The 25836-nt window shown below is 74.6% G+C and carries 15 protein-coding genes and 2 pseudogenes; 12 read left to right on the forward strand and 5 right to left on the reverse strand.

The genetic code is table 11. From position 1 onward, the window contains the following. Positions 1 to 64: 64 nt before the first annotated feature. From J2S44_RS20295 to J2S44_RS20315, 5 genes are read left to right on the forward strand one after another with little or no spacing between them, the layout of a single operon-like run. The gene (locus J2S44_RS20295) at positions 65 to 937 is read left to right on the forward strand and encodes a CapA family protein (protein WP_310416270.1); all 873 of its coding nucleotides are present in this window, start codon (positions 65 to 67) and stop codon (positions 935 to 937) included. 48 nt (positions 938 to 985) lie between these two features. After that, a complete protein-coding gene (gene nth, locus J2S44_RS20300) occupies positions 986 to 1777 on the forward strand; it encodes an endonuclease III (protein WP_374727872.1) in 792 nt (263 codons plus the stop codon). Then, on the forward strand, positions 1774 to 2391 hold the full coding sequence (locus tag J2S44_RS20305) for a TlpA family protein disulfide reductase (RefSeq protein ID WP_310416272.1): 618 nt from the start codon (positions 1774 to 1776) through the stop codon (positions 2389 to 2391). The genes nth and J2S44_RS20305 overlap by 4 nt, the downstream gene beginning before the upstream one ends. 46 nt (positions 2392 to 2437) lie before the next feature. Then, on the forward strand, positions 2438 to 3157 hold the full coding sequence (locus J2S44_RS20310) for an NUDIX hydrolase (protein WP_374727873.1): 720 nt from the start codon (positions 2438 to 2440) through the stop codon (positions 3155 to 3157). A gap of 52 nt (positions 3158 to 3209) precedes the next feature. Then, positions 3210 to 4394 (forward strand): MarP family serine protease, encoded by a 1185-nt coding sequence (locus J2S44_RS20315; protein ID WP_310416275.1) that lies wholly within the window; start codon positions 3210 to 3212, stop codon positions 4392 to 4394. Positions 4395 to 4924: 530 nt separating this feature from the next. On the opposite strand, the gene mycP is transcribed toward J2S44_RS20315, so the two are convergent. After that, positions 4925 to 6247 (reverse strand): type VII secretion-associated serine protease mycosin, encoded by a 1323-nt coding sequence (gene mycP, locus J2S44_RS20320; protein WP_310416277.1) that lies wholly within the window; start codon positions 6245 to 6247, stop codon positions 4925 to 4927. An 81-nt stretch (positions 6248 to 6328) separates the two neighbouring features. Beyond that, entirely contained in the window at positions 6329 to 10150 is a 3822-nt protein-coding gene (gene eccCa, locus J2S44_RS20325; protein WP_310416279.1) for a type VII secretion protein EccCa, read from the reverse strand. 92 nt (positions 10151 to 10242) lie between these two features. Between eccCa and eccD the strand changes: the two genes are divergently transcribed. Beyond that, on the forward strand, positions 10243 to 11643 hold the full coding sequence (gene eccD / locus J2S44_RS20330) for a type VII secretion integral membrane protein EccD (protein WP_310416281.1): 1401 nt from the start codon (positions 10243 to 10245) through the stop codon (positions 11641 to 11643). A gap of 81 nt (positions 11644 to 11724) precedes the next feature. Here the strand turns inward: eccD and J2S44_RS20335 are convergent, their stop codons facing one another. Further along, positions 11725 to 12228 (reverse strand): inorganic diphosphatase, encoded by a 504-nt coding sequence (locus tag J2S44_RS20335; RefSeq protein ID WP_307242423.1) that lies wholly within the window; start codon positions 12226 to 12228, stop codon positions 11725 to 11727. 2124 nt (positions 12229 to 14352) lie between these two features. Here J2S44_RS20335 and dacB point away from each other — a divergent pair. The 6 genes and pseudogenes from dacB to folE all read left to right on the forward strand — a co-directional run bounded on the left by dacB (position 14353) and on the right by folE (position 21819). Then, the gene (gene dacB / locus J2S44_RS20340; protein ID WP_310416284.1) at positions 14353 to 15804 is read left to right on the forward strand and encodes a D-alanyl-D-alanine carboxypeptidase/D-alanyl-D-alanine endopeptidase; all 1452 of its coding nucleotides are present in this window, start codon (positions 14353 to 14355) and stop codon (positions 15802 to 15804) included. Between the two features lie 60 nt (positions 15805 to 15864). Further along, a pseudogene (locus tag J2S44_RS20345) lies at positions 15865 to 16914 on the forward strand (Rv3626c family coenzyme F420 biosynthesis-associated protein); the annotation flags it as partial. Positions 16915 to 17060: 146 nt separating this feature from the next. Beyond that, positions 17061 to 18086 carry a tRNA lysidine(34) synthetase TilS gene (gene tilS / locus J2S44_RS20350; RefSeq protein WP_310416287.1) on the forward strand — a complete coding sequence of 342 codons (1026 nt, stop codon included), beginning with the start codon at positions 17061 to 17063 and terminating at the stop codon, positions 18084 to 18086. A 149-nt stretch (positions 18087 to 18235) separates the two neighbouring features. Continuing rightward, complete coding sequence (gene hpt / locus J2S44_RS20355; protein ID WP_310416290.1) at positions 18236 to 18811, forward strand: hypoxanthine phosphoribosyltransferase; 576 nt, start codon at positions 18236 to 18238, stop codon at positions 18809 to 18811. A 297-nt stretch (positions 18812 to 19108) separates the two neighbouring features. Beyond that, entirely contained in the window at positions 19109 to 21136 is a 2028-nt protein-coding gene (gene ftsH / locus J2S44_RS20360) for an ATP-dependent zinc metalloprotease FtsH (protein WP_310416292.1), read from the forward strand. 53 nt (positions 21137 to 21189) lie between these two features. Further along, a complete protein-coding gene (folE, locus tag J2S44_RS20365) occupies positions 21190 to 21819 on the forward strand; it encodes a GTP cyclohydrolase I FolE (protein ID WP_310416295.1) in 630 nt (209 codons plus the stop codon). A 278-nt stretch (positions 21820 to 22097) separates the two neighbouring features. On the opposite strand, the gene J2S44_RS20370 is transcribed toward folE, so the two are convergent. Together J2S44_RS20370 and J2S44_RS43125 are read right to left on the reverse strand one after the other, a co-directional pair. Next, complete coding sequence (locus J2S44_RS20370) at positions 22098 to 22730, reverse strand: hypothetical protein (protein WP_310416297.1); 633 nt, start codon at positions 22728 to 22730, stop codon at positions 22098 to 22100. 1073 nt (positions 22731 to 23803) lie between these two features. Further along, positions 23804 to 25660: pseudogene (locus J2S44_RS43125) on the reverse strand (FtsK/SpoIIIE domain-containing protein); the annotation flags it as partial. Between the last annotated feature and the right edge of the window lie 176 nt (positions 25661 to 25836).

Below are 25836 nucleotides of genomic sequence, written 5' to 3' on the forward strand. Positions count from 1 at the left end.
CAGTTCGACTTCCGATCTCGGCCCCGTGCGTTTGATCAGTATGGCGCGCAAACCGGTCTTTGTTGTGCTTTTCGCCCTGGTCATCCTGCTTGCCGGCGGACTGTCCGGCGTCCATGCCATCTCCGTCGCGACCGCCGCCGGCACCCGGCCGCTCTGGCTCGGGGTGCCGCCGCTCGTGCCGCGTGCGTCCGTACCGCCGGCGCCGCCCCGCCCGGCCGGGCTGATCTCCATCGCCGCGACCGGCTCGATCGCCGAGACCGGTCGGCTCGACGGCGTCCGGGCGCTGCTCGGCGCGGACGTGCTGACGGCCGATCTCACCGGGACCATGCCGCGAAAGACCGACATCAGGATCATCGGCGGGTACGGCGCGGAGGCGGCGGAGATCCGCGGGATCCGGGTCGCGGTGCTCGGCTTCCCGGGCGGCGCCGGATCGGACCTGACCGCGGCGAAACGCGCCGTGACCGCGGCCGCGCGGCGCGCCGACCTGGTCGTGGTGCACGCCCGGCTGGGCGCGCCCGGCCGCTACCGGGTGGCCGGCGGCGTCGAGCGGCACCGCCGGCAGAGCCACGGCGACCCGGTCCGGTTCGCGCACGGCGTGGTGGACGCGGGCGCGGACCTGGTGCTCGGCCACGGCCCGGGGGTGCTGCGCGGGATGGAGTTCCACCGGGGCCGGCTGATCGCGTACAGCCTCGGCACGTTCGCCGGGCCCGGCGGCCGGACCGGGCGGTACGCGGCCGCCGGCGTGCTGCGCGTCACGCTTCGCGCGGACGGCCGCTGGGCGGGCGGCACGTTCACCGCGACCCGGCCGGACCGGGCCGGCCATCCGGTGCCGGACCGCACCGCCGCCGGGCTGCGGCACGTGCGGGAGCTGTCCGCGGCGGACTTCCCCGGCACCGGGCCGGTGATCAGCGAGAACGGCGGGCTGACGGCCGGATAGACGACCGCCGGAGGCGGCGGGCCCGGGCTCCGACGTACGCTGGCCGATGTGACCCGCACGTCCGCCCCGGCCGAGTCCTCGCTCGCGTTGACCCGCCGCGCCCGCCGGATCGGCCGGTTGCTCACCGAGACCCACCCGGACGCTCACTGTGAGCTGGACCACGACGGCCCACTGCAACTCGCCGTCGCCACCATCCTGTCCGCCCAGTGCACGGACAAACGGGTCAACGAGGTCACGCCGAAGCTGTTCACCCGCTACCCCACGGCCGCCGACTACGCGGGCGCGAACCGGGCCGAGCTGGAGGAGCTGATCCGGCCGACCGGCTTCTTCCGCAACAAGACCAACTCGCTGATCGGCCTCGGCCAGGCGCTGGTCGAGCGGCACGGCGGCGAGGTGCCCGGCCGGCTCGACGACCTGGTCACACTGCCCGGCATCGGCCGCAAGACGGCGAACGTGATCCTCGGCAACGCGTTCGACGTGCCCGGCATCACGGTCGACACCCACTTCCAACGGCTGGTCGGCCGCTGGAAGCTGACCGCGGAGAACGACCCGGTCAAGATCGAGCACGCGATCGGCGCGCTGTACCCCAAGCGCGACTGGACCATGCTGTCGCACCGGATCATCTTCCACGGCCGCCGCGTCTGCCACGCCCGGAAACCGGCCTGTGGCGCCTGCACGCTCGCGAAGGTCTGCCCCTCGTTCGGTGCCGGCCCGACCGAGCCCGAGGTCGCGGTGAAGCTGCTCAAGGGCCCCCGGGCCGGTGCGCTGGCCGAGGCGGTCGGGCTCGACCCGGCGCTGGTCCCCGCGGCCGCGACCGCAACCACCGTGGACGTGCCGTGAGGCGTGCGGTCCGGGCCGCCGCGGCCGCGCTCGCGCTGACGCTGGCCGGATGCGCCGGCACCCCCCGGACCACCGCGACCGCGGGCGACGTGGTGATCGCGTCCCCGTTCGCCGACTGCGCCGGGCTCACCACGCCGATCGCCGGAGCCCCCGAGCCGCCCGGTGACGTGCTGCTCGACCGGTTGCCCGAGCTGGAACTGTCCTGCCTCAACGGCGGCGACATCGTCGCGCTCACCGAGCTGCGCGGGCCCGCCGTGATCAACCTCTGGGGCTCCTGGTGCGGGCCGTGCCGTGCCGAGCTGCCGGTTGTCCAGGCCTACGCGGACCGCGCCGGCGACCGGCTGCGCGTCCTCGGTGTGGACACCGGCGACCGGCAGTCCACCGCCGAGGACCTCGGGCGCGAACTGGGCTTCCGCTTCCCGTCCCTGTTCGACCCGAACAAGGAGCTGCTGACCGCGCTCAGCGTGGCGAAGCTCGGCGCGCCCGGCCTGCCGACCACCGTGCTGATCGACGCGGAGGGCCGGGTGCGCGGCGTGCACCAGACCACCGCGCTGGACGAGGCCGGCCTGGACCGGTTCGTCCGGGACACCCTCGGCGTGACGGTCGCCGGATGATTGAGCGGTTCCGGCCCGGCAGCCGTAGACCCTCCGGAGGTGAGGCGTGAGCGACGAGATCCCGGAGTGGTTGGCGCCGCTGGCGAAACGGGCCGCCTCCGCGACCGCGCGGGACTTCACCCGCATGCCCACGCCCACCGGCGAGGGCCGGGCCAGCGCCGTGCTGGTGCTGTTCGGCGAGGGACCGGACGGTCCGGACGTGCTGATGCTGGAGCGCGCCGCGGACATGCGCAACCACGCCGGCCAGCCCGCGTTCCCCGGCGGCGCCGCCGATCCGGGCGACGCGGACGCGGTCGCCACCGCGCTGCGCGAGGCGAACGAGGAGGTCGGGCTGGACCCGGCCAGCGTCACCGTCCTCACCGAGCTGCCGAAGCTGTGGATCCCGATCAGCCGGTTCGTGGTCACGCCGGTGCTGGCCTGGTGGCACGCGCCGCACCCGGTGCACCCGCGGCAGCCCGCCGAGGTCGCGCACGTGGCCCGGCTGCCGATCGCGGAACTGTGTGATCCCGAGCACCGGCTCCAGGTGCGGCACAGCAGCGGCTGGATCGGGCCCGCGTTCGACTCGCAGGGCATGGTGGTGTGGGGCTTCACCGCCGGTGTGCTCGCCGCGCTGCTCGACATGGGCGGCTGGAGCCGGCCCTGGCCGCGCACCCGCGTCGCCGAGCTGGACGACCGGTTGCGGCCGGTGCTCGTACCCCCGGAACGTTCCTCGCACGGCCCGGCGGCGCCGCCGCCGGCCGACGACGTCAGCGGTCCCCTCGCATGAGGCGTCGTCGCAGCCCCCGGCGGCCCTTGGCCGGCATACCTACCCTAGGCGGGTGTCCGTGACCGACATCGTGCTCTTTCTGCTGGTGCTGCTGTTCGCCGCGAGCGGCTACCGGCAGGGATTCGTGGTGGGGACGCTGTCCTTCGCCGGATTCTTCAGCGGAGCCCTGCTCGGCCTGCAGCTCGGGCCGCTGATCGCGGCCCAGTTCGCCGACCCCGGCCTGCGGGTCGTCGCCTCCCTGGTCGCGATCTTCCTGCTCGCGGTGATCGCCCAGACCCTGGCCGGCTGGTTCGGCGCCCGGCTGCGGCACGGCATCGTCAACCCGACCGGCCAGCGGATCGACGAGGTCGGCGGCGCGCTGGTCTCGGTCTGCGCGGTGCTGCTCGTCGCCTGGCTGGTCGCGGTGCCGCTGGCCTCCTCGTCCGTGCCGTGGCTGGCCCGGTCGATCAAGAGCAGCTACGTGCTCGGCGCGGTCGACTCGGTGATGCCGGCCCAGGCCGAGGCGCTGTCCCAGGGCCTGCGGCAGACGCTCAACACCCGCGGCTTCCCGGAGGTCTTCAGCGGCCTCGGCACCACACGCGCGCCGCAGGTCGAGGCGCCGGACCCGGCGCTGGCGAGGTCGCCGGTGGTCCAGGACGCGCGGCAGTCGGTCGTCAAGATCCGCGGCATAGCCAACGACTGCAGCCGGCGGCTCGAGGGCTCCGGCTTCGTCTACGCGGACGACCGGGTGATGACGAACGCGCACGTGGTCGCGGGCACCGACTCGGTCAGCGTGGAGGTCGGCGAGGAGCGGCTCGAGGGCCGGGTCACGGTCTACGACCCCGAGCGCGACCTCGCGGTCATCTACGTGCCGGGGATGGACGCGCCGGTGATGGAGTGGTCACAGGAGGCCGGCAGCCGGTCGGAGAGCGCGATCGTGCTCGGCTACCCGCTGGACGGCCCGTACAACGCGCAGGCCGCCCGCCTCCGCGACGTCGGCGACATCACCGGCCCCAACATCTACAACGCCCGCCAGGTGACCCGCGAGATCTACACGATCAACGCCCTGGTCCGGAACGGCAACTCCGGCGGCCCACTGGTCGACGCGCAGGGCGACGTACTCGGCGTGATCTTCGCGGCCGCCGCGGACGACCCGAACATCGGCTTCGCGGTCACCGCGGAGGAGGCGGCACCGATCGCCCAGCAGGGCCTCGACCGCACGCGCGCCACCGGCACCGGCGAGTGCACGGAGAGCTGACCGAAGACCCAGACCCGCATCTGCCCGCTCCCGGCGGGGTGCGGCCCGCATGCTCCCGCGGGCCCCGGTCGTCGCTGGCGCTCCTCCCTTCCGGTTCCGCGTCGGGTCACCGAAAACCCACCGGCCGGCTCCGCCGTCTTGGGCGCCGGCCTACGGCGCTGCCGGGTGGGCGCTGGTTGGCGGCGCTGCCGTCGGGCATCGGTCTGCGGCGCTGTCGCAGGCTCAATGCCGCCGCTGCGGGTTGCCGGGTTGCGTTGTCGGTCTGCGCCGCTGTGGGTCGCCGGTCGCCGCTTGCGTCGTTTCCGCAGGTCGCCGACATGCGCCAGGCGCCGTTGGTCGACGCTCCCGCTATTGCCCCGGCTGTCGATCCACCCGCGCCGCGGGCGCCCGTCGCCGCTGACCGGTTACCTGCGGCCGCTCGGCACCGCTGAGGCCACCGCCCGCGAGTGGCGCCGCCGCTTCCGGGGAAGCCATCCCTGCCCGACATTTCGGCTCATCGCACGATACGGCCCGGCGGGAGCCGCCGGACGTCACGGGTTCTGGCGGTCCGGGCCGCGGAAGCGGGGGAGGCGGTGCAGCGTGACGTAGTAGAGAAGGGCGATCGCCAGCAGCCCGGCTGAGCCGCCGATCAGGCCGCCGAGCAGGCCGCGACCGCGGTGGCCGGCGGTGGGCGGCGTGGCCTCCGTGGCGGCCGCGGGCTGGGCGGCGCCGCCGGGCGCGCCCTCGATCCCGCGGCCCGGGAGCGCGGCCGCGTCGCCCGACTCGACGCGGGGGTCGTCGCCGGTGCCGGGGGCGGAGCCGAAGCCGACATCGCCGGGCGGCTGCGCGTTGTCGAGGGGATTGCGGGCGCTCTCGGGGAGATTGTCGGCGAGCGCGGCGACCGGGTTGACCATGCCGAAGCCGTAGCGGGCGTCGCGGCCGGGCGAGCCCAGGTCGGTCGCGGTGGTGATCAGGCGGTTGACCACGGTGGCGGCGGACATCTCGGGCCAGCGCGCGCGGATCAGCGCGGCGGTCGCGGCGACCATCGGCGCGGCGAAGCTGGTGCCCTGCACGCGCCAGTAGCCGCCGGGCCGCGCGCCGATCAGGTCGGTGGCGGGGGCGGACAGCACGGTCTCGGCGCCGGTGATGGAGCCGGACCAGAGGCTGGTGCCGTTCTCCTCCAGGCCGGTCACCGCGATCACACCGGGCTCGCGTGCCGGGTACCACACGTCGGACGGCGCGGACGCGCTGGCGTTGCCGGTGCAGGCGATCACCACGACGTCCTTGACGAACGCGTAGTCGATCGCGGTGGCGAGCGCGGGGCTGCTGCCCAGGCCGCCGAGCGACAGGTTGATCACCTTGGCGCCGTTGTCGACGGCCAGGCGCACCGCCTTCGCCACGACCTGTGCGTCGTCGTACCGATTCTGCTTGTCCAGCACCCGGATCGGGAGGATCCGGGCATCCGGCGCCATGCCCACGATGCCGGCGTCGTCCGGCACCCCGGCGATCAGCGAGGCCACCGTGGTGCCGTGCCCGACCGGGTCGTCGGTGCCGTCGCCGGCGGTGCTGACCAGGTCGAACCCGGAGAGCACGCGGCCGGTCAGGTCGACGTGCGTGTCGTCGACGCCCGAGTCGATCACCGCGACCGTGACGCCGGCGCCGGTCGAGCGCTGCCACGCCTCGGCCATGCCCAGCTCGGTCAGCGACCACTGCTCGTCGCGCACCTCGTCACCGGTGACCGCGAGCGGGGCGACCGCGGCGAGGCCGGGCCCGGCGAGCGCCGGTGCACCGGCCGGTAGCGCGGTGGCGGCGCCGACGAGCACGGTGGCGGCCAGGCGGGCCACGGCGGCCCCCGGTCTCCAACGCCTGCTCAACTGGTCACCTCACTGCGGTCTCGGCTGGGTGAAGGTTACTCCCCGCCGGGGCGCCGGCGGGCCGGACAACAGGTCCGAAGGCTATGCGGGATCGGACGGTGGCAGATAGGCGATCTGTACCAGCCGTATACCCTCCCGCCGGGTCTTCAACTGTCCCCGGCCGGGCGGCATCGCGGCGGGCCGGACGTCGCCGAGCAGCGGACCGTCCTCGCGGCTGCCGGACATCACCAGACCGGGCGCGGCCAGCTCCCGCAGCTGGGTCAGCACCGGGTCGAACGCGCGGCCGGCGCCACCGGAGCGCCGGGCCAGCACCAGGTGCAGGCCGATGTCGCGGGCCTGCGGCAGCAGCTCGGCCAGCGGGGCCAGCGGGCCGGCCGGGCCGCCGGCCAGCTCGTAGTCGTCGACCAGCACGAACAGCTCCGGACCGGTCCACCAGGAGCGGTCGCGCAGCTGCCGGGCGGTCACGTCGGGGCCGGGCAGCCGCCGGCGCAGCGCGTCGACGGCCGACTCGACCATCGTGCGCGCGGTCGCGGCGGTGGAACCGTGCCCGAGCAGGTGGCCGGTCTCCACCGCGCCGAGCAGCGTACGGCGGAAGTCCACGATCACGAGCCGGGCCGCCTCCGGCGCGTACCGGGTGGTGATCGTGGTGGCCAGCGCGCGCAGGAACGACGTCTTTCCGCACTCGCCGTCGCCGAACAGCAGGAAGTGCGGGTCGGCCGCGAAGTCGAGCACGGCCGGGGACAGGTCGGTCTCCACCACGCCGACCGGCATACGCAGGCCGGTCTCGCGGGTGTCCCGGATCGCCGCGTAGGGCAGCTCGGCCGGCAGCCGGCGCACCGGTGGCGCCGGCGGCCCGGTCCACGCCTTCGCGATGTCGTCCGGCGCGACGCCGGGCAGCGCGACCAGCATGTGCATCGACTCCGCGGTGATGCCCCGGCCGGGCGCGCCGGCCGGCACGTTCGCGGCGGAGCGGCGGGAGACCGTCGAGTCGGCCGGGTCGCCGAGGCGCAGCTCCAGGCGCGCGCCGAGCTGGTCGCGCAGGGCCGGGCGAAGATCCATCCAGCGGCCGGTGGAGACGACCACGTGCACGCCGTACGCCAGGCCGCGCGATGCCACCTCGGTGACCAGCGACTCCAGGTCGTCGAAGTCGGCGCGCAGCGTGGCCCAGCCGTCCACCACCAGGAACACGTCGCCGTACGGGTCGTCCTCCACCGCACCGGACGCGCGCCGGGCCCGGTAGTCGGCCATCCCGTCCACGCCCAGCGCCGCGAACCGCGCCTCCCGCTCCGCGAGCAGTGCCCGTACCTCGCCGACCGTGCGCCGCACGCCCACCGGGTCCAGCCGCCCGGCCACGCCGCCGACGTGCGGGAGCCGGGTCAGCTGGGCCAGCGCGCCGCCGCCGAAGTCCAGGCAGTAGACCTGCGCCTCCGCCGGTGTGTGGGTCAGCGCCAGCGCGGTGATCAGCGTGCGCAGCGCGGTGGACTTGCCGCTGCGCGGGCCGCCGGCCACCGCCACGTGCCCGGACGCGCCGGCCAGGTCCAGCCACAGCGTCTCCCGGCGCTGGTCCAGCGGCCGGTCCACCACGCCGGCCGGCACCCGCAGCGTGCCGCGCAGCGCCGGGTCGGCCACGGTCAGGCCGCGGCGCGGATCCACCCGCACCGGCCCGAGCAGCTCGCCGAGCGGCGGCGCGTCGCCGAGCGGCGGCAGCCAGACCCGGTGCGCGGCCGGCCCGGCGCCCTCCAGCGCGTCGACCATCAGGTCCAGCAGGCTCGTGGTGGCGGGCTCGCGGGTGATCTCGGCGCGCGGGCGTGGCGTGCGGGGGACCGTCACCACACCCGACGTGTACGGCACCACCCGGGCCGTGGTCGCCGGTTCCGCGATCGCCGGGCCGGTGGCCGGGCGGTACGGACCGGAGGCGTACGCGGCCCGGAACCGCACCAGCGGCTCCGTGCCGAACCGCAGGTAACCGTGGCCGGGTGAGCGCGGCAGCTCGAACGCGTCCGGCACGCCCAGCACCGCCCGCGACTCCAGCGACGAGAACGTGCGCAGCCCGATCCGGTACGACAGGTGCGTGTCCAGCCCGCGCAGCCGCCCCTCCTCCAGCCGCTGACTGGCCAGCAGCAGGTGCACGCCGAGCGACCGACCGACCCGCCCGATCTGCACGAACAGGTCGATGAAGTCCGGCTTGGCGGAGAGCAGCTCGGAGAACTCGTCGCAGACGATCAGCAGCGACGGCAGCGGCGGGAGCGGGGCGCCGGTGGCGCGGGCCCGGTCGTACTCGCGCAGGCTCGGGATGTTCCCGCTGCGGCGCAGCAGCTCCTGGCGGCGCAGCAGCTCACCGTTGATCGCGTCGACCATCCGGTCCACCAGTGGCAGTTCGTCGGCCAGGTTCGTGATCACCGCGGCGGTGTGCGGCAGCCGGTCCAGCGACGCGAACGTGGCACCGCCCTTGAAGTCGACCAGCACGAAGTTGAGCGTCTCCGACGAGTGCTCCGCGGCCAGCCCCAGCACCAGCGTGCGCAGCAGCTCGGACTTGCCGGACCCGGTCGCGCCGATCAGCAGGCCGTGCGGGCCCATGCCGTCCTGCGCGGACTCCTTCAGGTCCAGCTCGACCGGGCTGCCGTCCGTGCCGACGCCGATCGGCACGCGCAGCCGGTCGCGCGCCGGCCGCGGGCGGGACCAGCGCCGCGCCGGGTTCATCCGCGCCGGGTCGTCGATGCCGAGCAGCTCCGCGAGCCCGGCCTCGGTGTCGCGGGCGGCCGTGCGCGGCGTCTCCACGGCCGCGAGCCGCAGCGGCGCCAGCCGGCGCGCGACCGCCTCCGCCTCCGCCACGGTCAGCGAGTCCGGCACGCCGACCTCGGTCTCCGACTCGGTGGTGCGGCTGGTCAGGCGCCGCCCGGCGGTCAGCACCAGCGCCCGGTGACCGGGGCTGCGGGGCGGCGCCGAGTCCAGGTCCAGCACGGTCGTCCCGGCCCGGTCGGTGAACGTGCCGCCGGCACCGTCGAGCACCACGACCAGGTGTGCCCGGCCGGGCTCGGCGAGCAGCGGTTCCAACTCCGCCACGGTGCCGGTGACCAGGCGGAGCGGGCCGGCCGCGTCCGTACGGGTGCGGTGCAGCGCGTGCGGCAGCCACTTCACCCAGTCCCAGTCCGTACGCCGGTGCGGGCCGGCGCAGACCGCGACGACCAGGTCGTCCGGCGCGTGGAAGACCGCGAGCTGGGTCAGCATCGCGCGGGCGAGGCCGTGTCCGCCGGGCAGGTGGATCCGGCCGAACGCGCGCAGCGACACCGCCACCGGCAGCTCGGGGACCACGGAGTAGGCGTCCAGGAACCGGCGCAGCGCGCCCGCGCACATCGGCTCCAGCTCGGCCAGCGGCCGGGTGACCGGCGGCACCAGCGGCGTGGCCAACGTCTGCGGTCCGAGCCCGGCCCGGACGACGGCGAAGTCCGGGTCGCCCGCGCGCCGCTCCCACAGCCGGTGGCTGTCCACGGTGGACCAGAGCCGGGCCGGGTCCGGGTGCCGGTAGCGCAGGCCGTCCCGCTGCGCCAGCGCGGTCCGCCGGGCGCGGCGGCGCAGCGCGGCCAGCCGGCGCAGGTACTCCCGGCGGGCGGCCGCGACCTCCGCGCGTTGCGGCCCGCCGGCACCGCCCGCACCGGTGATCAGCATGGCCAGCGACGACACCCCGAAGAGCGCACCCACCACGTACGAGTAGGTGCCGCCGCCGCGGCCGAACATCATCGCCATCGCGACCGAGCCACCCAGCATCGGCAGTGCGGTCATCAGCGTCCGCCACCGTCCACCGGTCGGCTCCGGCAGCTCCGGCGGCGCGTCCACGGCCAGCTCACCGGCGGGTATCTCGGGCGCCGCGCGGCGCGGCGGACGTCGCACGATCACGGTCGCCATCAGCGTCTCCCGGCGGTACGGACTGCAACAGAGCGCTCATCCTAGGTAAGGTGCGTGGCGTTCCGCAGCCCGCCGGAGGAAGGGGTTCGTCGATGGGTGCCGGCCTCGCGCGCGTCACGATCGCCGCACCGCGCCGCCGCGTCGACCTGGCGCTACCGGACCAGATCCCGCTCGCCGAGCTGCTGCCCGACCTGCTCCGGCACGCCGGCGAGTCACTGGCGGACGAAGGCGAGCGGCACGGCGGCTGGCTGCTGCGCCGGCCGGACGGTGCCGCGCTGCTCGGCGCCCGACCGCTGCGCGCGCAGGGCATCCGGGACGGCGAGATCCTGCACCTGACGCCGGCCCGGGTGCACTGGCCGGTGCCGGAGTACGACGACGTGGTCGACGTGATCGCGGGCGCGCCGCGGCGTACCGGCCCGTGGTCCCCGGCCGCGACCCGGATCGCGACCCGCGCCGCGGCCGTCGCGCTGCTCCCGGCCGCGCTCGCGCCGCTGCTGCTCCCGCCGCCGTCACCGGCGGGTGCCTACGCCGCGGCCGGGCTGACGGTCGCGCTGCTGCTGGCCGCGGTCACCGCGGCCCGCGCCTACGGCGACGCCGGCACGGCCGCGGTGCTCGGCGCGCTGGCGCTTCCGTTCGCGGGTGTCACCGGCGCGCTGCTGGTCGCGACGGGCCGGGCCGCACCGGGGTTCCCGTCCTGGTGGGGTGCGCCGGAAACGCTGGTCGCCGCGGTCGCGGTGCTGCTCGCCGCGCTGCTGGCCGCCGTGGGCACGGCCGTGCACCCGTGGATCCCGGTGGCCTTCGCGTCCGCGGCGCTACAGGCCGTCCCGGCCGCCGCGCTGGCGCTGGTGATCCCCGCGGTGCACGCGTCCGCGGTGCTGGTCACGGCCGCGGTCTGCACGCTCGGCCTGCTCCCGCTGCTGGCGATCCGGCTCGGCCGTCTGCCGGTACCGGCGATCGCGCTGCCCGCGGGCCCGGCGGACCCGGACGATCCCGGGCTCGACGGCCTGCGGGAGGCGCGCCGGCGGCCGCCCCGGGAGGCGGTGCTGGCCGCGTTGGGCCGCACGGACGAGTTCCTGACCGGGCTGCTCGCCGGCCACGCCGTGGTCATCACGGTGGCCGCGCTGGTCCTGGCGCTGCGCGGCGGCGTGGCGGCGCGCGTGCTGGCGGGTGCGGTCGCGGTCAGCGTGCTGCTGCGCGCCCGGGCGCTGGTCACCACGCACCATCGCGCGCCACTGCTCGCGGCCGGCGCCGGCGTGCTGGTGTCGCTCGCCTGCACGACGGCGATCGAGGCGGCGTCACCGCCGGCCGCCGGGCTGCCGGTGGCGGTGGCGCTGTCCGTGCTGGCGGCCGGCGCGGTGTGGTCCCGGCGACCGCCGTCGCTCTATCTGGCGCGGGCCGCCGAGCTGCTGGACACGGCCGCGCTGGTCTCGCTCGTCCCGCTGGCCTGCGTGGTGCTCGGGCTCTACGCGAGCCTGCGGAACGTCAACGGATGACGGAGAAGCGCGCCGGGGCGGGATGCCCGGCGCGCTTCGCGTCGATCGTCGGTGCGGGTCGTCAGGCGTGGGACGCGGTGCTCAGTGTCCTTCGCCCAGTTCCAGCGCACGCTGGTGCCGCAGGATCGAGTTGCGGACCTCCTGCTCGGCCTCGACACGGCCGGTCCAGGTGGCGCCCTCGACGGACTTGCCCGGCTCCAGGTCCTTGTAGACCGTGAAGAAGTGCTGGATCTCCATCCGGTCGAACTCACCGAGGTGGTGGATGTCCCGGAGGTGCTCCTGACGCGGGTCCTCGAACGGCACGCAGAGGACCTTGTCGTCGCCGCCCATCTCGTCCTTCATCCGGTACATGCCGATCGCGCGGCACCGGATGAGACAACCCGGGAACGTCGGCTCCTGCACCAGCACGAGCGCGTCCAGCGGGTCGCCGTCCTCGCCCAGGGTGCCCTCGATGAAGCCGTAGTCGGCCGGGTACTGGGTCGCCGTGAAGAGCGTGCGGTCCAACCGGATGCGCCCGGTCTTGTGGTCCACCTCGTACTTGTTGCGGTGACCCTTGGGGATCTCAACCGTAACGTCGAAATCCATATTCACGCTCCCTCGTTCGCCCACGTTGGCTAACGGAACTCGCACAGCTCACGCCACACCCCGGGCACGGCCAATGCGGTCTCGGACCCCGTTAGTCTCCTCTAAAGCGGCGGGACAGGACGAGGAGGGGCTGGGGTGGGGAGGCAAGATTCACACAACGGCAACGAAAACGGTGATCAGCGTCGGGTCGGAGCAACCTCGGACTCGGTCGCCGCATCGGACAAAAGCGACATAAGCCCGGGTGCTGCCTCCGTCGAGAATACACAGGTGTCCGCCATGAACGCCCCGGACCAGCCCGAACGCGCCGCCGAGCCGTCATCCACGCCGTCTGAGTCGCCGTCCTCGCCCGTCACCCCCGCCGAACCCGCGCCGTCCACGCCGCCCATCCCATCATCCGGACCGGTGTTCCCGCAGAACAAAAACCAAACCCCACAGACGCCACCGGGGTACGCCGAGAAGCCGCGACCCGCGACGCTCCGACCCCCGGCGAGCATCCGCCCCACGCTCTCTCACCCGGGCCGCCCTTCCCCCACCACGCCACCCACCACGCAGCCGACGCCGCCCGCGGGCGCGCCTACCGGGCGGCCGGTTTCACCCACTGGTTCGCCCGCCGGGCAGTCGGCATCGCCCACCGGGCAGCTGACGTCGCCTACCGGGCAGCCGGTCCTACCCGCTGGCTCGTCCGCCGCGCAGTCGATGTCGCCCGGGGGCGCGTCTACCGGGCAGCCGGTTTCGCCCACCGGGCCGCTGACCGTGCAGCCGGGTCCGGCCGCCGGGTCGCCTACCACGCAGCCGGTCGCGCGAACTGAGTCGCCTACCACGCAGCCGGTCCCGGTCGCGAAGCCGCCTGCGCCTCCGGCGGTTCCGGCCGGGGAGGAACCGGCCCAGATCGCCAAGGAGGAACCGGCTCAGGTCGCCAAGGATTCGGCCGCGGCCGTCAAGCCGTCCGTGCCCGGGCCGGATCCCGCGGCTGAACAGCCGGTTCCGGCCGGTGAGCCGCCCGTGCGGCAGTCGGTCCCGGTGGCCGCGCCGAGCGTGTCCCCACCGGTGTCGGCTGCGAAGAAGCCGGCTCCGGCCGCCGAGCGGCAAGCGGCTCCGGCCGCCGAGCGGCAAGCGGCTCCGGCCGTCGAGCGGCAAGCGGGGCCGGCCGTCGAGCGGCAAGCGGGGCCGGCCGTCGAGCGGCAGCCTGCGGCTGAGCGCGGTCCGGCCGCTGAGCGGCGCCCGCCGCGGTCCGGCGCGGAGGACGCACAGACGATTCGCATTCCGGTGCGCACGCCGGACGACGAGCAGACGATCCGCATCCCGGAACGGGCGTCGCAGGACGAGCAGCCGACCGCGGCGATTCCGACGGGAAGCGGTGGCCCGGCTTCCGGGACAACCGCTGGGAGCGGCGGTGCCGCGCCGACCGCGGCCGGTGGCTCGGCCTCCGGTTCGGCCGCGGTGCGTGGAGGTGCTGCTGCGGCGCCGACGCCGGCCGGTGGTCGCGCTTCCGGTGCGGCCGCGGGGAGTGGTGGCCCGGCTTCCGGGGCGGCCGCGGCGAGCGGGGGTGCGGTGGCGCCGGTGGATCCGCAGTCGACGGCGGTGATTCCGCGGGTCGTCGAGACGCCGACGGCGGCCGGTGGTCCGGCCTCCGGTGCGGCCGCGGTGCGAGGAGGTGCTGCGCCGACGGCCGCCGGTGGTCCGGCCTCCGGTGCGGCTGCGGTGCGAGGAGGTGCTGCGCCGACGGCGGCCGGTGGTCCGGCCTCCGGTGCGGCCGCGGTGCGTGGTGGCTCGGCCTCCGGGGCGGCCGCGGGACGCGGGGGCTCGGCCTCCGGTTCGGCTGCGATGAGTGGGGGTGCCGCGGCCGGGGGACGTGGTGGTCCGGCTTCCGGGGCGGCCGCGGTGCGCGGGTCTGCGGCGGCGCCGGTGGATCCGCAGTCGACGGCGGTGATTCCGCGGGTCGTCGAGGCGCCGGCGGTGGGCCGGGGGAGTGCGGCGGTGCCGTTGCCGGTGGCGGCGGCGGGGCGGGCGACGGTGGGATCGGGCGGGAGTGCGGGCACGGCGTCGGGGGTGTCCGTCGTACCGGCTGATGGGGTTGCTGGTGGCGGCGGCACGGAAGCGGCCGGCGGTGCCGGTGGGGTAGCGGTGCCGGCGCCGTGGCGGTCGCGGAAGGTGCTGGCCGGCGCCGGTGCGGCGGCGCTGGCGCTGGTGTTGGTGCTCGTGGTGGTGCTGGTCGTGCGGCCGGGTGCGGTGGACGAGCCGGTGGCGGCCCCGACCACGGCGGGACCGTCCGCGGAGCCGCCGCCGCAACCGGTGCTGGCGGCGAACACGGACGCGGCGCCGATGCCGTCGGCGGCGGCGGTGAAGGCCGCGATCGAGCCGCTGGTGACCAGCGGTGAGCTGGGCCCGGGCCTGCACGTGTCGGTGCTGGACGTGGCGACCGGTACCGAGCTGTACGGCTACCAGCAGGCCGAGCCGGCCACCCCGGCGTCGACGACGAAGCTGGTCACGGCCGCGGCGTCGCTGGCGGCGCGGGGCACCGGCCACCGGATCCCGACGCGCGTGGTGGCCGGGTCCGCGCCCGGCGAGGTGGTGCTGATCGGCGGCGGTGATCCGACGCTGGCGATCGGCGAGTCCGCGGCGTACGAGGACGCGGCGCGGCTGGACACGCTGGCCGAGCAGGTCAAGAAGGCGCTCGGCAACGCCGAGGTGTCCCGCGTGCTGGTGGACTCGTCGCTGTTCACCGGCGCGCTGACCGGGCCGGGCTGGGACCCCGACGCGGTGTCCGCAGGCTACGGCGCGCCGATCACCGCGCTGATGACGGACGGCGCCCGGGTCAACCCGAAGGCGACCGGCGGCGCGCAGCGTCACACGGCACCGGACCTGGCCGCGGGGCGTGCGTTCGCGGCGCTGCTGGGCAAGAACGTGACGGTGGCGCGGGGCACGGTCCAGGCCGCGGGGACGCCGGCCGCGACGCCCTCGGGCGCGGCGGTGACCGGGCCGGCGCCCGGCACCGAGCTGGGCCGGGTGGAGTCGCCGACCATGCTGCGGCTGGTCGAGGTGATGCTGACCGAGAGCGACAACGTGGTGGCGGAGGCGCTGGCCCGGCAGGTGGCGATCGCCGGTGGCCAGCCGGCCTCGTTCCAGGGCGCGGCGGCGGCGACCCGGGACCTGATCGCCGGCCTCGGGCTGCCGGTCGACGGGTTCGGGCTGACCGACGGCAGCGGGCTGTCCCGGGACAACGAGATCAGTCCGGCTCTGCTGACCTCGCTGGTCCGGCTGGCCGCGGACGGATCGCGTCCGGAGCTGGGCGCGATGTTCGCCGGGCTGCCGGTGGGCGGCTGGTCGGGCACGCTGGACACCCGGTTCCGGGACCCGGCGCCGCCGGAGTCGCGTGGCGGGGCCGGGTCGGTGCGGGCCAAGACCGGGTCGCTGGACGGCGTCAACGCGCTGGCCGGCGTGCTCACCACGGCGGACGGGCGGTTGCTCGCGTTCGCGCTGCTGGCCGACGAGGTGCCGTACAAGACGGTGAGCAAGTGGCAGGCGGAGTGGAAGCTCGACCGGATCGCGTCCGTGCTCGCCGCCTGCGGGTGCTGACTCCGGGCGGGTCACGTTCCGGGCGGGTCACGGTGGTGGCGCGCGGGTACGTTGGGTTTCATGACGCAGTTCGTGGACTGGGATCTGGCCGCCGCCACCGCGGGTGCCCTGGGCAAGTCCGGGCCACGGGTGACCTATGACGAGGCCGCCGCGGTCGTCGCGGACCTGCGGCGGCTCACCGACGAGGCCGCGGGGCACGTCGCGGCGTACACCGGGCTGACGTCCCGGGTGGACCACCCGCCGGTGCGCGTGGTCGACCGGCGGGACTGGGCCCAGGTCAACATCGAGGGCCTGCGCTCGGTGGTCGCGCCGCTGATCGGCAAGCTCACCGGCGACCGGGCACCGAGCGCGATCGCGGACGCGATCGGCTCGCGGGTGACCGCGGTGCAGGCCGGCGGCGTGCTGGCCTACCTGTCCGGGCGGGTGCTCGGGCAGTACGAGGTGTTCTCCGGCGAGCACGGCCGGCTGCTGCTGGTCGCGCCGAACATCGTCGACGTGGAGCGCAAGCTCGGCGCGGACCCGCGGGACTTCCGGCTCTGGGTCGCGCTGCACGAGGTGACCCACCGCACCCAGTTCACCGCCGTGCCGTGGATGCGGGGTTACTTCCTCGAGCAGGTGCAGGCGTTCGTGGACGCGTCGCAGTCCGGCGAGGACCCGCTGGTGGAGCGGCTGCGCCGGGCGGTCGGCACGCTTTCCGACGCGGTCCGCGACCCGGAGAGCCGGTCGTCCGTGCTGGACCTGGTGCAGACGCCCGCGCAGAAGGAGGTGCTGGACCGGCTGACCGCGCTGATGACGCTGCTGGAGGGCCACGCCGAGTTCGTGATGGACGGCGTCGGCCCCGAGGTGATCCCGAGCGTGGAGACGATCCGCGCCCGGTTCAACCGTCGGCGCGAGGCCGGCAACCCGCTGGAGAAGGCGGTTCGCCGGCTGCTCGGCGTGGACGTGAAGATGCGGCAGTACGCGGAGGGCCGCAAGTTCGTGCACGGCGCGGTGGAGCGGGTCGGCATGGCCGGCTTCAACAAGATCTTCGAGTCGCCGGCGACGCTGCCGCGGGTGGACGAGCTGGGCGACCCGGACGCCTGGGTGGCCCGGGTCGTCGGCCAGTCCGGTGCCGGGCAGTCGGGTGCCGGCCAGTCCGGTGCCGGGCCGGACGGGGCGTTCGGCGGCGGGGGCGTGGACGGTTCGGCGACGGATGCGACCAGCGCGTCCGGCCCGGCCTCCCGGCCGGACGGCGACTGACCGGTTAGCGTTTTTCCATGGCTCGGATAGCACCGCCGGTCGCGGAGTTGCGGGTGGCGGTGCGTCGCGCCCTGACCGGCTTTCCCCCTGACGGTCCGGTGCTCGTCGCCTGCTCCGGCGGCGCCGACTCGCTCGCGCTGGCCGCGGCCGTCGCGTTCGTCGCACCGCGGCTCGGTCTGCGGGCCGGCCTGGTCACGGTTGACCACCGGCTGCAGGACGGCTCCGCGGACCGGGCGGCCGCGGTGGCCCGCTGGGCGCGCGAGGCAGGACTGGACCCGGTCGAGGTCGCGGCCGTGACGGTCGCCGGCCGGCCGGGTGGCCCGGAGGCGGCCGCGCGCGAGGCCCGGTACGCCGCGCTGGCCGAGGCCGCGCGCCGGCACGGAGCCGCCGCGGTGCTGGTCGGGCACACCCGGGACGACCAGGCCGAGACCGTGCTGCTGGCGCTCGCGCGTGGCGCGGGGATAAAGGGCCTGGCCGGCATGCGGGAGCGCCGGCCACTGCCCGGCGCGGACGACGTGCTGCTGGTGCGGCCGTTGCTGGAGATCACCCGGGAGCAGACGCACAAGGCCTGCGTGGCGCTCGGCCTGCACCCGTGGACCGACCCGCACAACGCGGATCCGGCGTACGCGCGCAGCCGGGTCCGGGCCGACGCGCTGCCCGCACTGGTCGCGGCGCTCGGCCCGCGCGTGGTCGGCAACCTGGCGCGCACGGCCGGGCTGCTGGCGGCGGACGCGGCCGCGCTGGACGGGCTGGCGCGGACCGCGCTGGCCGAGGCGCGCGGCTCCGGCGGTGGCGGGCTGCGGGTGCGGAGCCTGTCCGGGCTGGACCCCGCGATACGCAGCCGGGTGCTGCACCTGTGGGCCCGTGAGCTGGGCGCGCCGGGCACCGCGCTGTCCCAGCGGCACGTGTCCGCGTTGGACGCGCTGGTGGTGGACTGGCACGGGCAGGGTTCGGCCTACCTCCCCGGTGGGATCGCGGTACGCCGTTCCGGTGACGCGCTGGCGGTCGTGACCACCGACACAGAAGTCGATCAAATCGGGTGATCTTGGGCGGGCGTGCGGCGTACCGTCGGCGGGTATTGGCTTTTTAGTGCCGTTTGGCCCTTTTGCGGGTGGGCGTGTGGCCCGCCCCGAGGTCCGGAATCTCCCGGGGTGCGCGACGGCGCGTAACCTTCATGGGGCAGGCTAGGACCATGGCTGACGGGTCCTGGTACGACGCGGACATCGAACGCGTGATCATCTCTGAGCAGCAGATCCGTGACAAGATCGCGGAGCTGGCCAAGCAGGTTTCCGCCGACCACGCCGACGCGGCGGACGGCGTGTTGCTGGTGTGCGTGCTGAAGGGCGCCGTGATGTTCATGGCCGACTTCGCGCGCGAGCTGGGCCGCCTCGGCCCGGCCAGCGAGATGGAGTTCATGGCGGTCTCCTCCTACGGGCAGGGCACCACCTCCTCCGGCGTGGTCCGCATCCTCAAGGACCTGGACCGGGACATCGCCGGCCGGCGCGTGATCGTGGTCGAGGACATCGTCGACTCCGGCCTCACGCTCTCCTGGCTGCTGAAGTACCTGGAGTCGCGCGGTGCCGCCTCCATCGAGGTGGTCGCGCTGTTCCGCAAGCCGGACGCGATCAAGGTCCCGGTCGAGGTGCGCTACGTCGGCTTCGACATCCCCAGCGAGTTCGTGGTCGGCTACGGGCTGGACTTCGCGGAGCGCTACCGCGAGATGCCGTACGTCGGCGTGCTCAAGCCCGAGGTCTACGCGCGCAGCTGACGCTGATTACGCCCTGAGCTGAGTCGTGTCGGTTGGGTGAAGCTTCAGCGCACTCTCAGAAAACCGGACTACCGTGCTGAACGGCGCGCGAGAGCGCGCTGCGGGGTCCGGGTATTCACGGGGCTCGCAACCTCACCCGTCGCACCTACGGTGTACCGTCGAATGACCGATGGCGCCGCCCGCCGGCGTCCGCGGTTGTCACGGCGCCTCCCTGGGTAGGGAGGTCGCGGGGGCAGCGTTGGTGGTAGACAAGCCGGACGATCAGGAGGGTGCGGGCGCCAGGCGCTCGACAACAGTATGGAACGCACGCGTTTCTTCCGCCGCCCGGTGATCTGGATCATTCTGGTGATCGCCGCCGCGATCGCCGCCAGCTCCTTCTTCACGGGCGGCCCCAGTTATCACCGGGTCGAGACGTCGGTCGCACTCGACAGGCTCAACACGGGCGGCATCAAGAATGCCGTCTACGAGGACAAGGAGCAGACGCTCCAGCTCGAGCTGAGCGAGAAGGCCGCCTTCGACGACACCACGACCGACCGGATCGAGACCCAGGTCCCGTACGAGGTCAGTGACGACATCTGGGCCGCCGTGGTCCAGGCCAAGGCCGCCGGCAAGATCACCGGCACGATCGACGCCAAGGTCACCCGGGACAGCGTCCTGCTGACCCTGCTGCTGAACCTGCTGCCGATCCTGATCCTCGTCGTCCTCCTGCTGCTGTTCATGTCGCAGATGCAGGGCGGCGGCTCGCGGGTGCTCAACTTCGGCAAGTCCAAGGCCAAGATGATCACCAAGGACACGCCGAAGACGACGTTCGCGGACGTCGCCGGCGCGGACGAGGCCGTCGAGGAACTGCACGAGATCAAGGACTTCCTGCAGAACCCGTCGAAGTACCAGGCCCTGGGCGCCAAGATCCCGAAGGGTGTGCTGCTCTTCGGCCCGCCCGGAACCGGTAAGACGCTGCTGGCCCGCGCGGTCGCCGGCGAGGCCGGTGTCCCGTTCTACTCGATCTCCGGTTCGGACTTCGTCGAGATGTTCGTCGGTGTCGGTGCCTCCCGCGTCCGTGACCTGTTCGAGCAGGCCAAGGCGAACGCGCCGGCCATCGTCTTCGTCGACGAGATCGACGCGGTCGGCCGGCACCGCGGCGCCGGCATGGGCGGCGGTCACGACGAGCGCGAGCAGACGCTCAACCAGCTGCTCGTCGAGATGGACGGCTTCGACACCAAGGGCGGCGTCATCCTGATCGCCGCCACCAACCGCCCCGACATCCTCGACCCGGCGCTGCTGCGTCCCGGCCGCTTCGACCGGCAGATCGCGGTCGACGCGCCGGACATGGAGGGCCGCAAGGCGATCCTCCGGGTGCACGCCAAGGGCAAGCCGTTCACGCCGGACGTCGACCTCGACTCCGTCGCGCGGCGCACGCCCGGCTTCTCCGGCGCGGACCTGGCCAACGTGATCAACGAGGCGGCGCTGCTGACCGCACGGCACGAGAAGCGTGCGATCTCGAACGAGTACCTGGAAGAGTCGATCGACCGGGTCATCGCCGGACCGGAGCGCAAGACCCGCGCGATGAGCGACGGCGAAAAGAAGATCACCGCGTACCACGAGGGTGGGCACGCGCTGGTCGCCTGGGCGCTGCCGCACTCCGCGCCGGTGCACAAGGTGACGATCCTGCCGCGCGGCCGTTCGCTCGGCCACACGCTGGTGCTGCCCACCGAGGACAAGTACACGCAGACCCGCGCCGAGATGATCGACACCCTGGCGTACGCGCTGGGTGGCCGCGCCGCGGAGGAGCTCGTCTTCCACGAGCCCACCACCGGTGCCGGCAACGACATCGAGAAGGCGTCCGGCCTGGCCCGCGCCATGATCACGCAGTACGGCATGAGCTCGAAGCTGGGCGCGGTCAAGTACGGCACCAGCGGCGACGAGCCGTTCCTGGGCCGCACGATGGGCCACGAGCGGGACTACTCCGACTCGGTCGCCGCGGAGATCGACGGCGAGGTGCGGGCGCTCATCGAGCTCGCGCACGACGAGGCGTGGGAGATCCTGGTGGAGTACCGGGACGTGCTGGACAACATGGTGCTGGAGCTGATGGAGAAGGAGACCATCTCCCAGCAGGACATGGCCCGCATCTGCGCCCGCGTGCAGAAGCGCCCGCCGATGGCGCCGTACAACGGCTTCGGCAAGCGGCGCCCGTCCACCGACCCGCCGGTCCTCACCCCGGCGGAGAAGGACAAGCTCAAGGCGCAGGCCGCCGCGGACGGCGCCGAGGCGACCGTCGGCTCCGGCCCGGCGTCCCCGGAGTCGAACAACTCGGACGGCACCCACTGAGCTCCAACGGTTCACAGCCCAACCCCGTCGACGAGGAGACCTCGTCGGCGGGGTTGGACTATCTCGCGGCACGGCTCATCGACGGCAAGCTCACCGGCACGCCGGTCGAGGACGCCGTCGACCTTCCCCGGATCGAGGCCGCGGTCCGGGAGATCCTCATCGCGCTCGGCGAGGACCCGGAGCGGGACGGGCTGAAGAAGACCCCCGCCCGCGTCGCCCGTGCCTACGCCGAACTGTTCGCCGGCCTGCGCGTCGACCCCGGCGCGGTGCTCGCCACCACGTTCGAGGCCAACCACGACGAGCTGGTGCTGGTCCGCGACATCGACGTGATGTCGCTCTGCGAGCACCACCTGCTGCCGTTCCGCGGCGTGGCGCACATCGGCTACATTCCCGGCACGCACGGCCGGATCACCGGGCTGTCCAAGCTGGCCCGGCTGGTCGAGGTCTTCGCCCGGCGCCCGCAGGTGCAGGAGCGGCTCACCTCGCAGATCGCCGACCTGCTCACCGAGAAGCTCGCGCCGCGCGGCGTCATCGTGGTGCTGGAGTGCGAGCACATGTGCATGGCGATGCGCGGCATCCAGAAATCCGGATCCAAGACCATCACCTCGGCGGTACGGGGCGGCCTCCAGACGGACGCGAAGTCCCGCGCCGAGGCGATGAGCCTGATCCTGGGCCGCTCCTGACCGGTCCCGCCACGGGATCGGTCCGGCGACGGGACCGGCCGCGGGTCCGCGAGTGCAGCCGCGGTGCTCGTGGCGTCCGCGCATCCGGCGGCGATGAGCGGGCTCGCCGCGGGGTGCGGCGGTAGCCGCGGTGTTCCCGCCGCCCGCGGGACCGGCAGGGAGGAGCGCCAGCGACGACCGGTGCCCGCGGGAGCACTCGGAACGCGACCACGCCGGAAGCGGGAAGACGTCCTCCGGATTCTGCCTCTCGCCCGTGCTTCTCGGTCCCGCGTCCGGCTCTACGTCGCCAGCGCGATGATGCCGACGCCCACGCAGGTCAGCACGCTCGGGGCGGCGCAGACCAACAGGCCCAGCGCGGGGGTGCGGTCGGCGCGGCCGTCGTCGCCGCGTGGGAAGGCCACGCCGATCGCGAACCAGCCCAGCGCGAACGCCAGCGCCGGCAGCGTCACGCCGAAGAGCAGCGCGAACGTGAGCAGCACCTCCGACCGCGCGGTCAGGTAGAGCGCCAGCTGGATGACCAGCACGGCCGCGGCCAGCGCGCCGTAGACGACCAGGTTGCGGACCCACACCGGCGTCCGCGGCGCGGCCGGCCGGTGCGGGGGCAGTCGCGACTCCGCCGCCTCCACCGTGGCCCGGGCCCGTTGCAGCGCGGAGCGGATCGCGGCCGGCCCGTCGCCCATGCCCACCGAGACCGCGGTGACCTCGTCCAGCGTCGGGATCAGCGCGGACTCCTCGGCACCCAGCTCGCGCAGGCGGGTGCGCTGCGTGACCAGGCGGGCGCGGATCACCGCGAGGTCGTCGTGGGCGGCCCGGACCGGCCGGTCCAGACCCGCCGCGACGGTGGCGTCCCGGCGGGCCACGTCCAGCTCACGGGCGGCCTCCAGGTAGGCGGCCCAGGCGTCGTCGGTCACGTCTCCCTCGCCTCCGCCGGCCGGGCCGTGCTCCTCGGCGCCGGAAGAACGTGCTGCTTGGGCTCGGTGCGGAACGGGATGAACGGCGTGCTGATCCCGGACCGGCGGTCGTGCAACAGCGCGCCGGCGGGTTCCGAACCGCCGCCGATGAGGTGGTCGATCTCGTCGGCGGGCAGATCCAGCAGCGCCAGCCCGGAGATCTCGGCCGCCGCCGCGCTCAGGTCACCGGTGAGCCGGTGCGCGCCGCGCCACCAGGAGAGCAGGTGCACGCCGTTCGCCGGGCCGGTGCGCAGCAGACGCGTGAGCCGGTCCGGCGGAAGCGTCACCCGGTCACCGGCGTCCAGGCCGAACACCACCAGGTAGGCGGGCTCCTCCAGCTCCAGCGCCTTGGTCAGGCCGGCCGCGTCCAGGTGCTCCACCTCGTGCCGGCGGACCAGGGCGGCGGTCAGCGCGGCCGCGTGCCGGTCCGCGTCCGGGACCAGCGTGCAGACCAGGAAACGGGCGGTGCCGGGTGCGAGGTGGGCGGAGACGCTGCGGGTGGCGGCGTGCAGCAGATCCGGTGCCTGCGGCGCGGCGCCGATGATCGCCAGGTGCCGGCCGGGCGCGGCGTCCAGCGGGAAGGCCACGGGCGGGGGCGGCGTGCCGGTGCTCCGGGCCGACACCGGGCGGCCGAGCAGAACCTCCACCGATGGTGTCGCCGGCCGATCCCGCTGCTCCGGTCTCTCTTGTTGCTCCGGCGGGTTCGGCTGCTCCGGCCGGTTCGGCTGGGTGGTGCGTGGGCGTGGCAGGGCGGCGTTGAGGCGGCTGTGGAGCTCGCTGAGCGCCTTGTGATCGGCGTCCGGATTCGGGAAGCGGACGAGGCGTTCGTGGCCTCTGGTGGCGTTTCTGGGGCCACCGAGTCCACCCGCGGTGTTGACCACGGCCGTGCCGGCGGGGAGGCTCTGCGCCGACTCGTTCGTGGGCTCCAGCACGTCACCGCCGCCGGGCAGCGCGATGCGCACCGTCCACTGGGCGAACAGGCCGTCACGTTCGTGCAGCGCCGGGATCGCGCGCGGGGACCGGCTGGTCAGGACGAGGTGGATGCCGCACGACCGGGCGCCCCGGGAGATCGCGGTCAGCGGCTCGAGCAGCTCGGGACGGGCCTGGAGCAACGGTACGAACTCGTCGATGACGCAGACGATGCGAGGGTTCGTCTCCTGTGGTCCGCTGTCCCGGCGTGCCGTGTCCTTCGGGCGTGCGTGGGCCCTCTGGCGTGCCTCGGTGGCCAGCGCGGTGCGCAGGTCGGCGAAGCGGGTGGTGCCGTGCCGGGCGGCGAGTGCGGCGCGGCGGTTCAGTTCCTGGGTGAGGCGGTGCAGGATGCGTTCGGCGTCGCCGTCGACGTGTCTCAGGTGAGGTGCGCTGTCGCCGCCGGCGGTCCGGGCCGCGCTCCCGCTGGTGTGGGTGCCGCCGCCGGCGTTGGTGTGGTTGCTGCTCGTATGGGTGCCGCTGGTCTGGGTGCCGCTGGGGCCGTCGATGACGAAGAGGGTCAGGTCGTCCGGGGAGTAGCGGGCGGTCAGGCCGGCCAGCGCCGCGGTCAGGAACGCGGACTTGCCCGACGACCTGCGCCCGCCGATCAGCCAGTGCGGCGCCAGGTCGGTCAGCTGCACGGTCACCGTGCGCTCGCCGTCCCGGCCCACCACCGTCACCAGACCCTCGGTGCCGTCCTCCGCCCACAGCTCCGCCGGGAGCACCTCACGCAGCGAGGGCCGCTCGAACGCGAGAAAACCGGACGCCAGGCGACGGCAGACCGCGGCCAGCATCTCCGCCGGCGGGTCACCGTCCAGCAGGACCGGTGAGTTCAGACCCACGTCGTTCGGCTGGGCCGCGAACGACGCACCGGGAGGGTCGCCGACTATGGCGTACGCCTCGCGGAGCGTGATCGGGGTACTCAGCGGCAGCGGCTGCGCCGGCAGACCGGTCGCGAGCGCGGGCGGAGGCCAGCCGGCCACCAGCAGGTGCAGGCCGGCCTCGGGACCGCGCGCCGCCAGCTCCCGGAAGCGCAGCAGGTCGACCGGTTCCGCACCGGCCGGGAACGAGGAGACGACGAGCAGGAAAAGGCGCTTGTCGTCCCGTCGTTGCTCCCGTTTCCGCTGCTCCGGCCGCCGGGCGTCGGTGTGGCGCGACTCCAGGCCCCGGGGCGCCAGGACGCGGTGCTCGGGGAGGTGCGTGTCCTGGGTGGGTGTGTCGTGGGTGGGTGCGTTCTGGACGTGCGTGCTGTGGGTGTGTGTGCTGTGGGTGTGCGTGTCTTGTGGATGTGGGGCGGGCGCGCTCTGGGTGCGGGGGTGCGTGCCGGGCGTGTCGGGCTTGCGGGAGTCCGGTAGGCGAGGAGCGCGCAGGCGGAGCCACTGCTCGGCCTCGGCCAGCACCGCGCGCAGCCCCTCGGGATCCGTTACCGGCGGCGGCATCAGACCCGCCTCGGCCAGCGCGGCGAACGGGGCGAAGACCGCGTCGTCCGCGCCGTCGACCGCCCGGACCAGCAGCGACCCCGGCTCGGTCGACGCCAGCAGGCGCAGCAGGACAGCCCGCAGCAACGCCGCCGTGCGCGGGTCCCGACCGTCCGCGTCCACCGTCAGATGACCTGTCCCGGCCAGCGGCACCACGGCCGGAAAACCCGCCTCCGGCAACGGCCGCGCCGTACCCACCCGGACGAACGCCGGCCGTCCGGCCGGCGACTCCGGCGGCACCTGACCGGTCGCCAGATTCGCCCCCAGCCACCCCGGCACCAGCATCGCCGCCGCCGCGGCCAAGCGCTCCGCCAGCCCTCGCTGCGCCTGCAGATCAGCCGGAGCCGGCGTCAACGCGTGCAACCCCGCGTCCGCCGCCGCCAACACCGCCGCCGCCTGCCGGTGCAGGGCGGCGGCCCGGCTGACGTCCGTCTCGTCGTCGGCCACGCGCTCACCTCCCTACGGACACAGACCGTATCCCAGAAGCGGAGAAAATCCTGCATGTCACGGTCGGCCGGGTGACGAACCAGCCCTCTCCCACCCCACATCACCCGATCGGCACCCCAGCTGTCCTGGTTGGAGCGTCATGAGTGGGGCGTTGCGCAGGTGGATAGGCTCAGGAG

It is taken from the genome of Catenuloplanes niger (assembly GCF_031458255.1).
Taxonomy (GTDB): domain Bacteria; phylum Actinomycetota; class Actinomycetes; order Mycobacteriales; family Micromonosporaceae; genus Catenuloplanes; species Catenuloplanes niger.